Below are 14,332 nucleotides of genomic sequence, written 5' to 3'. Positions count from 1 at the left end.
GCCTATAGGCGGGCAGGCACATCATTGGCAATATAATATTTTGCCTGGCTGCGGGGCAGAGGAGAAATTGCCCTGATTTTATCAGCAATCTTTTCAGCCATCATGATTGTCGTGGCATTTAAATTACCGGTAATAATGGTTGGCATAATAGAGGCATCGATAACACGTAGATTTTCAATGCCATGCACGCGTCCTTGACCATCCACGACCGCCATTTCATCAGTCCCCATTTTGCAACTGCATGATGGGTGAAATGCCGTTTCGGCATGTTCACGAATAAAGGCATCTAACTGCGCATCTGACTGATTTTCAACACCGGGACTGATTTCACGCCCACAATAGGGTGCCAGCGCAGGTTGTGCCATAATTTCCCGTGTAATACGAATAGCTGCGCGGAATTCTTGCCAATCCTGTTCTGTTGACATGTAGTTGAATAAAATACTGGGATGCTGACGCGGATCTCGTGACTTAATTTTCACCCGACCACGGCTTTGGGAACGCATAGATCCGACATGAGCCTGAAAACCATGTTGATTGATGGCATTACTGCCATTGTAATTAATGGCAACGGGCAGGAAATGAAATTGAATATTTGGCCAGGCAAATTTTTCATCAGTACGAATAAAACCACCTGCTTCAAATTGATTGCTGGCACCAATACCTGTTCCTTTGAATAGCCATTCAGCGCCAATTTGAGGTTGGTTATACCATTTTAATGCCGGATAAAGAGAAATGGGTTTGAGGCATTCATATTGCAAGTACATTTCAAGGTGATCTTGCAAGTTTTGCCCAACGCCTGGCAAGACATGCACCGCAGAAATACCAAGCTCGTTTAATATTTCTTCGGGACCAATACCTGAACGTTGCAAAATCTGTGGAGAGGCGATCGCACCAGCACAGAGCAACACTTCTTTACGTGCTTTTGCCCGGGTCAAGGTTGCGCTATTACCTTGATAAAAATTGACACCAACGGCGGTTTTGCCTGCGAATTCGAGGGTATCAGTCAACGCATGAGTCATGATAGTGAGATTGGGGCGTGAACGTGCTTGATCCAGATAGCCACGGGCTGTGCTGGCACGGCGTCCTTTAGGGTTCACGGTGCGATCCATCGGCCCAAAGCCTTCTTGTTGATAGCCATTCAGATCGGCAGTACGTGGATAACCCGCCTGAACACCTGCCTCTACCATTGCGTGAAAGAGTTCATTATTTTCTGCTTTGGGTGTCGTGACACTGACAGGCCCGTCTGCACCATGATAGTCATTTGCGCCAATATCTCTTGATTCCGCTTTGCGGAAATAGGGAAGACAATCAAGATAAGTCCAGTCTTCCAGCCCAGATTGTGTTGCCCAATGATCAAAATCCAGTGCATTGCCACGAATGTAGCACATGCCATTGATGAGTGAAGATCCACCCAGCCCTTTACCGCGTCCACATTCCATGCGTCGGTTATTCATATGGGGTTCGGGATCGGTTTCATAAGCCCAGTTATAACGGGTTCCCTGCAAGGGATATGCCAGCGCCGCTGGCATTTGAGTACGGAAGTCGAATCGGTAATCGGGTCCACCCGCTTCCAGCAGCAGGACCGATACATTGGCATCTTCCGTTAAACGAGTTGCAAGCACGTTACCCGCTGAACCAGCACCGATAATAATGTAATCAAAAACCATTGTTATCTCCTCTGTTTCAGGCGTGGATTAAAATAGGGATTCAAAATTGCCTAATTCCACCTGTATTGATTTGGTTTGTGTGTAGTTTTGTAGTGTGACCAGCCCATTTTCCCGGCCAACACCAGAATGTTTATAGCCACCGACAGGCATGGCTGCCGGAGATTCTCCCCAGGTATTGATCCAACAAATTCCGGCTTCTAGCTGGTGGATCACGCGATGTGCGCGGGAAAGATCTTGAGTGACTAATCCTGCGCCCAGGCCATAATGGGTGTTATTGGCTCGGACAATGACTTCATCTTCCGTTTCATAAGCCAGGATAGACATCACTGGCCCAAAGATTTCTTCCTGTGTAATCAACATATCATCGGTACAGTCACTGAATACTGTCGGTGCAACAAATGCCCCTTTCGCCAATTCGCCCTCCATCAGACGTTCGCCACCACAAAGCAGGCGGGCATGGCTGTTTTTACCGCTTTCGATATAGCGTAAAACCGACTCCATATGTGGAAAACTTACCAACGGACCAAAGTTAGTGCTGGGATCAAGAGGTGAACCTATTCGGATGCGTTTAACACGCTCAAGAATTTTTGTTTCAAATTGTGAGAGTAATGCTTTGGGGACAAAGACGCGTGTCCCGTTTGTACAAACCTGACCTGAACTGAAAAAGTTTGCCATCATGGCAATATCAGCCGCACGATCCAGATCGGCATCATCAAAAATGATCAGCGGAGATTTGCCACCTAATTCCATCGTGACTTCTTTTAAAGTTGAAGCGGAAGCATTTGCCATCACTTTTTTGCCGGTCACAATACCGCCGGTAAAAGACATTTTGGCGATTTGAGGGTGAACAGCCAGATAATGTCCGACTTCATGGCCGGCTCCGGTCAAGACATTGAAAACACCATCTGGCAAACCGGCTTCGGTATAGATTTCAGCCAACTTCAAAGCGGTAAGGGAGGTGACTTCACTCGGTTTAAAAATCATGGCATTGCCGGCAGCCAGAGCGGGGGCTGATTTCCACAGGGCAATTTGAATCGGGTAGTTCCATGCGCCGATGCCGGCTACGACGCCCAATGGTTCACGGCGTGTATAGACAAAAGAAGATTCACGTAATGGGATCTGCTGACCCTCAAGGGCTGGGATCAGGCCCGCATAGTATTCCAGCACATCGGCACCTGTGACGATATCAACCTGCCGGGTTTCAGAAAGGGGTTTGCCGGTATCCCGTGTTTCCAATTCAGCCAGTTGATCATTGCGTTCACGCAGGATATTCACCGCCTTGTGTAAGATCCGTGACCGTTCCACCGCCGTCATGGCTGCCCAGATTTTCTGTCCTTTATGGGCGCTTTCAACTGCTAAATTAACATCTTGTTCTGTTGCAGACTGAAATTGAGCAATAACTTCACCATTAGCTGGGTTAATTGCATCAAAAGGGGTGTTATTAGGATCGGTACTATCAACGTAAGCACCGTGGATATAAAGTTTTTGTAATCCAAAATGGGTCATAGATTCTATATGAACGCATCCCGTTTGCAAGACAAAAACCACGCTGACATCGACGGTAGGTTGCAGCTCTATATCCGGCCTTATTGCAGCCAAAACTGCGGGCCTCGATGTAATCCGCTGGCTTGCTCCTCATTCTCCTGACGAGCTTTATGCTCAAGGAACTATTCAGGTTTAGCAAGTCACGGTCTTACCTGTCTTTGTCATCGTTACCTTTGCCTCAGCAATCTTTCTGCATTCATCCTTGTTGTGTTACAAGTTAAAGTTGACCAGTGAAGCGCCTTAGTAAGGCCTGACACTGACGTAATCTTTTTGGTAGTCCCGTTGATGGGCAACCAGTGCCCAAACGGTACGGGCCAGCTTATTAGCCATGCCTACTATCGCTACACAGGCTGGGCGTCGTTTTTTCAGTTCTGTCACCCACGGCGACGGGGTTTTCGTGAGTAAGGTGGCTGCTCTGGCACCGTGAATAAACAGGGTTCTCAGGTAGGTATCTCCCCGTTTACTGATCCCCAGTAATTTAATTCGGCCTCCTGTTCCCGTCTGTTTTGGCACCAAGCCCAGATAGGCCGAAAACTCTCTGCCCGACCGGAACGCGCTGGGATCACCCATGGTTGCGATAGCCGCTGTCGCAATCAGGACACCGATACCTGGAATTTTCATAATCCGCTGACAATCTGTATTCTGTTTTGCCCATGCAATAAGGTGTTTTTCCACCTGGTCGATTTGCTCATCAATTTCGTTCAAACGATGGTATTGCTCTTCAAGTAGATTGAGCAGAAACGGGGCCAGTCTTTCTCTGAGTCGCTCAAGTACTTCGGGCATCGCTTTATCCAGTGAGGCTCTGCCCTTATGCACCGTTTCACCAAATTCCAACAGCAAACCGTGCAGTGCATTGATTTGCGCGGTTCTGAATTTGAGCAATTGGTGGCGCATTCGGTGTAATGACAGAATCGCCTGTTGTTCTTCGTTTTTGACGGCGACCGATTTACCGGGTTGCTGAACCGCCAGCCAAATAGCCCGGGCATCCTGAACATCGTTTTTATTGCCCATTCGGAACGCCCTGACAAATTGCGCCCGAAGCAAACGGACTTCATGCCCAAGCTTCCTTAGCTCCCGTGCCCAATAATGCGCACCGCCACAGGCTTCCATGCCAATCAGGCAAGGCTCACGGTTACTAAAGAACGTTAAAAAGTCATTTCGCCTCAGTTGCTTATCAATGAGTTCACCGGTGTATTCATCAACAAAATGAATCTGCATCAAATGTTTTGCAATATCGACGCCAAAAGGAGTATGTTTCATGAGTGGATCCTCCAGTCATCAGGGAGCAACAGGCTCCCGCTTTTAGGCACTATAAGGCCGGAAATCTGTGAGGATCCACGCCTCATCTCTCAATTCCAGTGCGGTGCCAAAGGCCAAGTGGTTGGGATGCGTTCATTACATTCTCCTTAAGAGTCCTATCCATGAGGCGATAAGTCAGCACTTATCAGATGCTCCGAGTTTATGTTCGATATAATCAATAGTAATTTTGAATGCCGCTGCTATATCAAAAGGCTTACTGCTTAATGCTCTTCGCAGCCAGATGCCGTCAATTAATGCAGCAAGACCTTGTGCGGCCAGCCGTGCCTCTGCTGCCGGCATGGCACGTTTAAATTCAACACAAAGATTGGAATACAAACGGCGTTCATTGATTTGTTGTAGCCGGTACAGATTGGGTTGATGCATACTACTGGCCCAAAATGCTAACCAGGTTTTCATTGCCGCGCTATTGATCTGGCTGGGATCAAAATTCCCTTCGACAATGGCTTTCAATCTTTGTGCAGGCGTTGCATTATCGAGCAGTCGTAACCGACGTGCTACTGCCATTTCCAGTTGATGTAATAGATGGCGCATGGTCGCTTCCAATAGCCCGTTTTTATCCTTGAAATAGTGGCTGATAATGCCGTTAGAAACGCCTGCTTTTCGGGCTATTTGCGCAATAGTGGCTTCCTGCATTCCAACGTCATTAACAACGATTAATGTTGCATCAATGAGTTGTTGTTTTCTTATCGACTGTATTCCAATTTTTGGCATGATTTTATGCTCAGAAGATCAATCATTCGGGGAGTATTAAACTTTTTTTTAATTGAATGTTCAATCAAAATTAAATATGTTTTATTACAATAATTTTACAACGAGGGAGTGATTTTGTTTAAGATATCTTAAATTTTATATTTAACTCAAAAGGTTATATGGATTATGCTTTTCATCTGTTTTAATGCTATTAATTTCAGGAACTGCCTATGAATACCCAAGACAGTCCAAAAAATACCCAGAAGGACACACTGAATTCTGTCGTTTTTTTCACCTCAGCCGGACTGATTATTGTATTTTCTCTGTTCACTCTTTTTTTTCACTGATGCCACCAGTGCCTGGATAAAAAATACACTGAACTGGGTGTCTAAAACTTTCGGTTGGTACTATTTATTGGCCGCGACACTTTACATTGTGTTCGTTGTTTTTGTTGCGGCTTCCCGTTTTGGGTCAATCAAACTGGGACCGGAGCAATCTAAGCCGGAGTTCAGTTTGCTGAGTTGGGCAGCAATGCTGTTTGCTGCGGGGATCGGCATTGATTTGATGTTTTTCTCGGTGGTTGAACCTGTCACGCAATATATGCGACCGCCAACGGGTCAAGGGGAAACCATTGAAGCAGCTCGTCAGGCGATGGTGTGGACGTTGTTCCACTATGGCCTGACGGGCTGGTCTATGTACGCCTTAATGGGAATTGCACTGGGATATTTTAGTTATCGTTATAATTTGCCCCTGACTATCCGCTCGGCACTTTATCCTATTTTTGGTGACCGCATTAAAGGGTTCATCGGTCATACGGTGGATATTGCGGCAGTAATAGGGACCATTTTTGGCATTGCAACGACGCTGGGAATTGGGGTTGTGCAGTTGAATTATGGTCTGAAAGTCCTTTTCGGATTACCGCAAGGATTGGGGGTTCAGGGAGGACTAATACTGTTGTCTGTGGTAATAGCCATTATCTCCGTGACTTCCGGCGTAAACAAAGGCATTCGGTTTTTGTCTGAATTGAATGTCCTGCTGGCTCTTGGCCTGGTTTTGTTTATTTTATTTATGGGGAATACTGAATTCCTGCTTAACGGATTGGTGCAGAATATCGGGGACTATATCAGCCGTTTTATGGGGATGACACTGAACAGTTTTGCTTTCGAACACCCAACGGAATGGATGAATAACTGGACACTGTTTTTCTGGGCATGGTGGGTGGCCTGGTCGCCGTTTGTCGGATTGTTCCTGGCACGTATTTCCCGTGGCAGAACCATTCGTCAGTTTGTTATGGGAACGTTAGTCATTCCATTTGTTTTTACCCTGCTGTGGTTATCGATTTTTGGTAACAGTGTATTGTATGAAATTATTCATGGTAATCGCCAGCTGGCTGAAACCGTGTTACAACACCCAGAACAAGGTTTTTATCGTTTGCTGGCACTTTATCCGGCATTTACGTTTAGTGCTTCTGTTGCCACCATTACCGGACTGCTGTTTTATGTCACATCGGCTGATTCTGGCTCATTGGTGTTAGGGAATTTCACGTCTAATCTTAGTGATATCAATAATGATGCACCGAATTGGTTACGTGTCTTTTGGTCGGTGGCGATTGGCGTATTAACGTTAGGTATACTTATGACGGATGGTATTTCTGCGTTGCAAAATACCACCGTCATCATGGGCCTGCCTTTTAGTTTTGTGATCTTTTTTGTGATGGCGGGACTATATAAATCTTTACGGGTAGAGGACTTCCGTAAAGCCAGCTCATTGCAAAATACCTCCCCCACGCTTGTGCATGATAATGGTTCATTGAACTGGAAGCAGCGTCTGAGCCGTATGATGCATTTCCCCGGTACGAAAAACGCTCAACGAATGCTGGATATGGTGTGCCGTCCGGCGATGCAGGAGGTGGCTAAAGAGCTGGTGGTGCGGGGCGCGAAAGTTCAGTTTAATGCATTACCGACCGAAGAGAACAAACGGCTGAATCCATTGGAATTGGTTGTTGATTTAGGTGATGAGCAAAATTTTGTCTATCAAATCTGGCCACAACGCTATTCTGTACCCGGATTTACCTATCGAGCGAGAGCGGGTAAGTCTCACTATTATCGGTTGGAGACTTTTCTGATGGAAGGAACGCAGGGTAATGATTTGATGGATTATACGAAAGAGCAAATCATTAGCGATATTCTCGATCACTATGAAAAACATCTGAACTTTATTCACTTAAACCGGGAAGCCCCTGGGCAAACACTGATTTTTCCGAATGGGTAAGTAACCTCTGTCAGTCAGGCCTGATCTCAGTATTCCACTGGACTCAGGCCTTACTCTACAAGATAAACAACAAAACCTTTGTCATGGAGACCTTTTTCACGTTCCAAATCGTGGTGATAGGTTTATATAAAAAAGCGGGCTTCATCATGTTCAATCCTCATCACGAATGGGAGTTTGTGCATACAAAAGATCTGCGGCACGATGGCAAAGTTCTGTAAATATGGCGATTTCACCTTGGGACATATTAGACGCCACAATATCAGCCATATTATGTCTGCTGGACTCGGCCCTCTGCAAAAATGTTAACCCCTTTGGGCTTAATTTGGTGACCAGTTCGCGTTTATCGTTTTCCCCCGCTTCTTGTTTAATAAGCTCTTTATCTTTTAACAATCGCAAAATTTTAGACATTTTAGAGCGGGTAAAGCCGAGCTTTTCGCCAATTACAGTAGGATTCATCGGCTGATATTGTCGAAGTAAATATAGAGTATCATACTGTGCCCATGAAATACCTTCAGGGTTTGTGATGGTTCTTCTTGCGACAAGAACACACTGAAGCCTACTCAATGCATTTTCAAAAGGTGTGACGGTAGTGTCATTATCTGTCTTCATGTGTTTTTTTATAACCTGAGTATTAAATAAGAAACCAAGCTAATCGCCTGTTCCATAAATAAAAATGATTCTTTATGGAACAAGCTTGTAAATATCCACTTATTTACAATTAAGAACAGCCAAAATCAAGAGAAAATGGCTTCTCGGTTAAGAACATCCTCATAGTCATGTAATTCTTTAATTTTACCGTTGTTTAATTTAAACACATTAATATATAAACAATGGAAATCTTTTTTATGTGGCAATGTCTTACCATTCAGTCGATACTCGACGATAAAAATATCAGGATTATCTGTTGAGTACAGTTCTGCATCCTGAACAGAAGTAAAAATCAGAGGCGCCTGGCCAAAACTTGCTGAATAATGCTCAAGTATCTGTGCCTGGCTCTCAATTGTATCTCGACTGGTACGGAATGGTAACTTCAGAATACCATCATCACAAAATAGAGCGGCAAGTTTTGTGGGTGACTTTTCTAAAACTGCTTCTATATATTTATCGAACACAACGTTAAACATCATTTCTCCTTAGTATTTTACATGTTGCTGACTTTCAGGTTGATATGACGGGATGATTGCTTTATCCATAAAATAAGAAATTAATTTTGAGAAAGTTTTCACATTAATATCTGGAAAATCGAAACCTAAGGTTTTAAGGGCCTCGCGTGTACTCTGATTGTTGTAGATGTTATTACCAATATTCAGCGCATTTTCTTTAAAAAGGTGGATCACTGAACCCAGTGCCACCTCATCGCCATTGACAACCCTTTGTTCGAGTTTTTCTAACCACGCTGATTCAGAAACTGGTGTGATGTCATGCCCTGTCTGTTTGATAGCCAGATATGCCGGGGTAAAATCAGTACCTTCCGGATGAAATAAGTGGAAGTTCTGTTGCTCATGTATCTTATTAGCGGTTGATAAGGTCACAATAGCCTGACTGACGAAATCGACCGGCAATAGATCTGTACTCAGCAATTCAGGGTAGGGTGCAATTCCCATTTGGATAAAGCTTTTAATTTGCAGCCATAAAAAATCATCTGCTTGACATGCCCCGGTCACACTGTCACCTGATATACGCCCTATCCGATAAATATTGATATCAACACCTTGATATCTGGCTTGCTGTACATACTGTTCAGCCACCCATTTACTTTGGGTATAACCGATAGAGAGTGAGTGCGGGTAGTCCGGGAGGCTATCTTCTGTTATTGGCTGTTGAGGATAGTCCGGTGCAAATACGGCAATAGTCGAAATATATTCCAGCTTCTTACGCTCATGGTGACAACAAAAATCAATGATTTCTACGATACCATCGACATTCGTTCCCTTAACAGAACTGTACGGGAGAACAAAATTAATATGAGCTGCGGCGTGATATATTTTAGAGACTCTTTCTGATAATGACTGATATTCTGCCTCAGTTAAATCAAATTTCGCCTTGGCAATATCGCCCACCACAATTTCAACGCGTGAAAAATCAATGTCATGGTCAATGCCATAACAATGAGCATTTTTTATGATACGGCTCAATCCGGCACGGTTATCGGTGGCCCTGACTAAACAAATGATTTTACCCGTTAGTTGTTGCAGTAAGGTGCGAAGCAGATAGATACCTAAAAAACCGGTAGCACCGGTGAGTAAGACCTCATCGCTTTTTGAGGGATTTAATTGTCGCGTATACGTCCAATCATGCGGGACGAAAGCATCGTTAATAAATGGACTCTGTATTTCATCATCTGATTTTTTATCATTATTCAGATAGGTATCAACCGAAGCGGCCATATCACGTAAGGTCGGGGTACTAAATAGTAATTTGAGCGGAAAATCGACATTAAATTGTTTGCGTAGTAAATATACTAACTGTGTAGCTAACAGTGAATGTCCGCCGATATTGAAGAAATTATCGCCTAATTTAATCGACCGGTTCGGAAAAACTTTTTGCCAGAGTAATTTTACTGTTTGTTCGGTTGAGTTCAGCGTCTCTTCAATGCCGTTTTTTGCAAAATTATCCGACATTTTCGTTATTTCAATGTGATGCAGTGCTTTTCGGTCAATTTTACCGCTAGGGGTCGTTGGAAGATCAGGCAAAAATACGAACTCATTTGGGATCATATAATCCGGTAGATAGTTGCGTAATCGAGTTAATAGTTCAACACGTTCTAATGGCACTGTTGTGATTATAAAAGCCACCAGCATCTTGTTGCCGGCTGATATTTCTTTTCCAATAACCGCGGAGACTTTCACTTCATCCAATGAATTGATAACGGCTTCTATTTCTGATGGTTCAATGCGAAATCCCCTGATTTTTAATTGATTATCCAGACGACCAAGGTATGTGAAGGCGTCACTGGATTTTAGTTTTATGAGATCACCCGATTTATAAGCCTGTTTGCCCAGTGCACCTGGCCAGTTTTCGGTTAAAAACCGTGCTTGAGTTTCATGATCTTTGTTGTGATAACCTGGAGAAAGGAACTCACTGATAATCCAAAGTTCGCCTGCGACACCGGCTGGAACCATACGTCTGTGTTCGTCCAATACAAGCATAGTAAATCCGGGCAGTGGATATCCTATTGATGCACTGTCTCCCCACAAAGAGATATCTGCCGGCATGACATAAGCAGAACAAACATGACTCTCTGAAGGGCCATAAAGGTTAATCAGTCTTCGGTTGGCATTAAACATATGTTTGATATCAGCAGTGAGAACTAACTGTTCACCTGTTGAATAGACTTCATCAAGCATTGATAGCCGGGCTTTATTCGAGGCGGTTAATTGAGCCAGATGTTGAAGTGCCACATAGGGGAAATAGGCTCTGCGGATCCCGTTTAACTCAATGACATTTTGCAAATGATGCAGATCCTGACGCTCCTCTTCATCTGCAATATATAACTTTCCGCCGGTACATAAGGTGCCGAATATTTCCTGTACAGAAACATCGAAAGATAAAGACATATAATGAAGTGTGCAATCCCCTTCACCACACAGAGTGATCTCTTTTTGCCATGTAAGAAGATTGGACAGTGTCTTATTCAGTAAGCGTACTCCTTTGGGTTGTCCCGTTGAACCGGAAGTGTAAATAACATATAGCTCATCTTCTGGCTTTCGTTGCACTGATTGCCAGTTAACATCCTGTATAAATACCGTTTCATCTAACACGATTTTGTGGATGGTCGCAGATAATGTTGTGACAAACTCACTGATGGTTACAATACAATCCACCGCTGCGTCCCGGAGCATATATTCAATCCGTTCCTGGGGATAACTGGGGTCAATGGGAACATAAGATGCCCCTGTTTTCAAAACGGCCAGCAGAGCTGCGATAGCGTCTTCATTTCGGTTTAGCAATAAACCGACCCGTGAACCCACACGGAGGGTATAATGTGTATACATGAATTCAGCGAGCTGGTTGGCGCGATGATTTAACCATCCATAAGTCCGGTGACCGTGACGTGTTATTAATGCAATATTGTTCGGATGCGTTTTTGCATATTCCTCTATCTCATCAATAAAACATGGGATGTTTATGTCAGCGAATGAGGTACTTGAACGATTAACGATGGACAGTTGTTCATCTTGAGTGAGTATTTCAACTTCATCTAAAGTTTTTTCACCCCGTTCCCCCATACATAAAGCGGTTTGCCTGTAGAGTTCCAGCCAATATTGAATGGTGTTGCCTTCGAAGAGTCCGGCATTAAATTCCATAATTAAACGATGGGATGTACCCGTTTCGACAAATAGGGTTAAATCATATTTAGCGGATTGAATATACTGTTCGGTGACGTTTATTGAGTAAGGGAAATCCTGAAATGCATCATTAATGGTATCAAGATTGACAAGTAATGTTTGAAAAACAGGGTTATCTAAGCCAAAGTTCTGGCCTGTATCTGCAACAATGTCAGTAAACGGTAATTGCTTATTAAAATGAGCCTGAATAAAGCGGTTACGAACTGATACGGCAAACTGATTCACGGTACTACCTGAATCTAAATGAGATCTGAATGGTAGAGTATTAACCAAATATCCCACCGTTTCTTCAAATTCACTGTTATCCCGCAGCGCAAAAGGGATACCAATGGTGATATCTTTTTGACCCGATAAACGATACAGCAAAAACTGCCAGCACAGGGTCATATACATGAAAGGGGTCATTGCAAGATTTTTTGCCTGCTCAGATATTTTCAATACATCATCATGGCTAAGTTGCAAATGACGATAACCTGCTTTGGTTCCTTTGCACTCCTTCCTGGGGTAATCAGTGGGGAGGTCTATCATAGAAGGGTACGGAGTAAGTACTTTCTTCCAATAATCTTTCATGGTGGCAATTTCAGGTTTAGCTAATTGCTCTTTTTGCCATTGGGTGAACTCCAAATAATCAGCACTGATTTTCCGATAATGAAACTCTCTGTTTTCAGCCAAATGAGCATAACATGCGAGAATGTTCTTGATAAAAATAGTCACTGATGGTGCATCAACGATAATATGATGAAAACAACACGCCAACCAACATCGTTTTAATTCTCCTGTTATCAAACAGATATCGAATAACGGCCCTTTTGCCAAATCATATTGTTTTGACGCCATTTGTTGAATAACGTCTTCTGGATGATTCACTTCAGTGATAGTTTTGTGCGTAATATGAATGTCATAGGGGGGTTCTATGACTTGATACAGCTGATCTTGAGTAAACGTAAAATGTGTGCGTAAAACAGGGGTGACGTTGACAAATTGAGTAACGGCTTTTTCCAGCAAATGGTGATCTAACTGAGTCCCTACTTCTATAAGTAATGGAATATTGTAACTTTCGGGTTGGTTCAGTACCTGATCAAGTAACCATAACCCTTTTTGTCCTTGTGTACTGGGTAGGTATGTTCTGTTATCCCATGTATCCTTGACTGTTTTGTTCAATGATTCATTGTCCATTTCTGCTCTCCAGGTCGTTTCCACCAAACTGAGCGGCTAATTTTCCGACACTATCCACTGAAAACACATCGGCAGATGAAACATGAATACCAAGTGTTTTACTGACTAAAGAGGCTAATTTGATTAGATGAAGAGAATTTATTCCCTGTTCCCAAAACGAAGTTGCGGGATCAAGGTTCTTATAACCCGTGATCTCTTCCCATATTGAGAGAATTTTTGATTCTACGTTGTCATCTTGTTGCTTGTGCATCTCATCAGCAATAAGCTGAACCATTTGATTTCGGTCGCGTTTACCATTTTGATTCATTGGCAAAGCATTAACATGTGTAAACCGTTCTGGAACCATATAGGATGGCAGCCTTGAATGCATAAATTCTCGAAGATCGGTGCTGGATAGCGAACCTGATTTACTCAGATAACAGGCATGTAACAGAGGCTCATTATCCGTCTGCTCTATGGTGACAATGACATCTTCTATTTGAGGATGTGAACGGAGTGTATGTTCCACTCCGGTGATTTCGACCCTGAAACCCCGAATTTTACACATGTGATTACTGCGTCCCAGTAATGTGATATTGCCAGATTTATCTCTTTTAGCTTGGTCATTAGTGCGGTAATAGCGCTCATGATTGCCATTAAGAGCCAGCCAGACAAAACGGTCATGGGTTAATTCAGGATCTGAATATCCTTCCGCAAGCCCTGCGCCGCTGATGCAAAGTTCCCCTGGTATATCTGGCGCACAGATTTCTAAATTATCATCCAGTACGACCATATTGACGAGAGGCAATGGGTAACCAACAGGCACTGGTGAATCAGCATCAGGTCTCTCATCGGGTAACACCTGATAAGCAGAAGTAAGCGCTGAATTTTCCGTACATCCCATTCCATTGAATATGCGCCCCTTACCTGCTTTGGCTGCAATTGAAAACAGTCTGGGGTTAACAAAATCACCTGAAACGACGACACAATCAGGTTTATGTAAAGTATCAGGAGAAACTTCTACAAATAGCCGGAATAGCCCACCGGACAAGAAAAGAATAGAAATATGCTGATGACTAATGATGTTATCGATTTCGACCAAATCAGGAGCCTCTTTTGGATAAACAACGAGTGTGGCTCCGGTCAGAAGACTTATCCAAATTTCATTGGCGCTGGCAGCAAATGACAGCGCTGCAAGTTGTAAATAACGATCCTTGTCTGTATTACCTAACTGGCGGATAGGGATTGCAAGGCGGGTTAATCCACAATGGCGGATAATCACACTCTTTGGTTTACCTGTAGAGCCTGATGTCAACAAGATCATCACCGGGTCTG

8 protein-coding genes and 1 pseudogene are annotated in these 14,332 nt (G+C 43.7%); 1 reads left to right on the top strand and 8 read right to left on the bottom strand.

The features are described from left to right. Positions 1-2: 2 nt before the first annotated feature. The 4 genes from betA to betI form a co-directional block, all read right to left on the bottom strand. Entirely contained in the window at positions 3-1,667 is a 1,665-nt protein-coding gene (betA, locus tag PXH59_RS09585; RefSeq protein ID WP_285811467.1) for a choline dehydrogenase, read from the bottom strand. Positions 1,668-1,694: 27 nt separating this feature from the next. Then, positions 1,695-3,173, bottom strand: coding sequence for a betaine-aldehyde dehydrogenase (gene betB, locus PXH59_RS09580; RefSeq protein WP_285811716.1), 1,479 nt, complete (start codon positions 3,171-3,173; stop codon positions 1,695-1,697). Positions 3,174-3,452: 279 nt separating this feature from the next. Continuing rightward, a complete protein-coding gene (locus tag PXH59_RS09575) occupies positions 3,453-4,472 on the bottom strand; it encodes an IS110 family RNA-guided transposase (protein WP_047771998.1) in 1,020 nt (339 codons plus the stop codon). A gap of 174 nt (positions 4,473-4,646) precedes the next feature. Then, positions 4,647-5,243, bottom strand: coding sequence for a transcriptional regulator BetI (betI, locus tag PXH59_RS09570; protein ID WP_285811466.1), 597 nt, complete (start codon positions 5,241-5,243; stop codon positions 4,647-4,649). A gap of 209 nt (positions 5,244-5,452) precedes the next feature. On the opposite strand from betI, the pseudogene PXH59_RS09565 reads away from it, so the two are divergent. Beyond that, positions 5,453-7,493 (top strand): annotated as a pseudogene (locus tag PXH59_RS09565) (choline transporter). A gap of 150 nt (positions 7,494-7,643) precedes the next feature. Here the strand turns inward: PXH59_RS09565 and PXH59_RS09560 are convergent. The 4 genes from PXH59_RS09560 to PXH59_RS09545 form a co-directional block, all read right to left on the bottom strand. Then, positions 7,644-8,102, bottom strand: a complete 459-nt coding sequence (locus tag PXH59_RS09560; RefSeq protein WP_285811465.1) for a MarR family winged helix-turn-helix transcriptional regulator — start codon at positions 8,100-8,102, stop codon at positions 7,644-7,646. Between the two features lie 125 nt (positions 8,103-8,227). Then, on the bottom strand, positions 8,228-8,617 hold the full coding sequence (locus PXH59_RS09555) for a nuclear transport factor 2 family protein (protein WP_285811463.1): 390 nt from the start codon (positions 8,615-8,617) through the stop codon (positions 8,228-8,230). A 9-nt stretch (positions 8,618-8,626) separates the two neighbouring features. After that, on the bottom strand, positions 8,627-13,018 hold the full coding sequence (locus PXH59_RS09550; protein ID WP_285811461.1) for a non-ribosomal peptide synthetase family protein: 4,392 nt from the start codon (positions 13,016-13,018) through the stop codon (positions 8,627-8,629). Then, on the bottom strand, positions 13,008-14,321 hold the full coding sequence (locus PXH59_RS09545; protein ID WP_285811715.1) for a non-ribosomal peptide synthetase: 1,314 nt from the start codon (positions 14,319-14,321) through the stop codon (positions 13,008-13,010). The genes PXH59_RS09550 and PXH59_RS09545 overlap by 11 nt, the downstream gene beginning before the upstream one ends. Between the last annotated feature and the right edge of the window lie 11 nt (positions 14,322-14,332).

The sequence above is a fragment of the Xenorhabdus bakwenae genome, from assembly GCF_030272115.1.
GTDB lineage: Bacteria > Pseudomonadota > Gammaproteobacteria > Enterobacterales > Enterobacteriaceae > Xenorhabdus > Xenorhabdus bakwenae.
The sequence above is the reverse complement of the archived record's forward strand: the minus strand, read 5'-3'. Positions and strand labels throughout refer to the sequence as shown.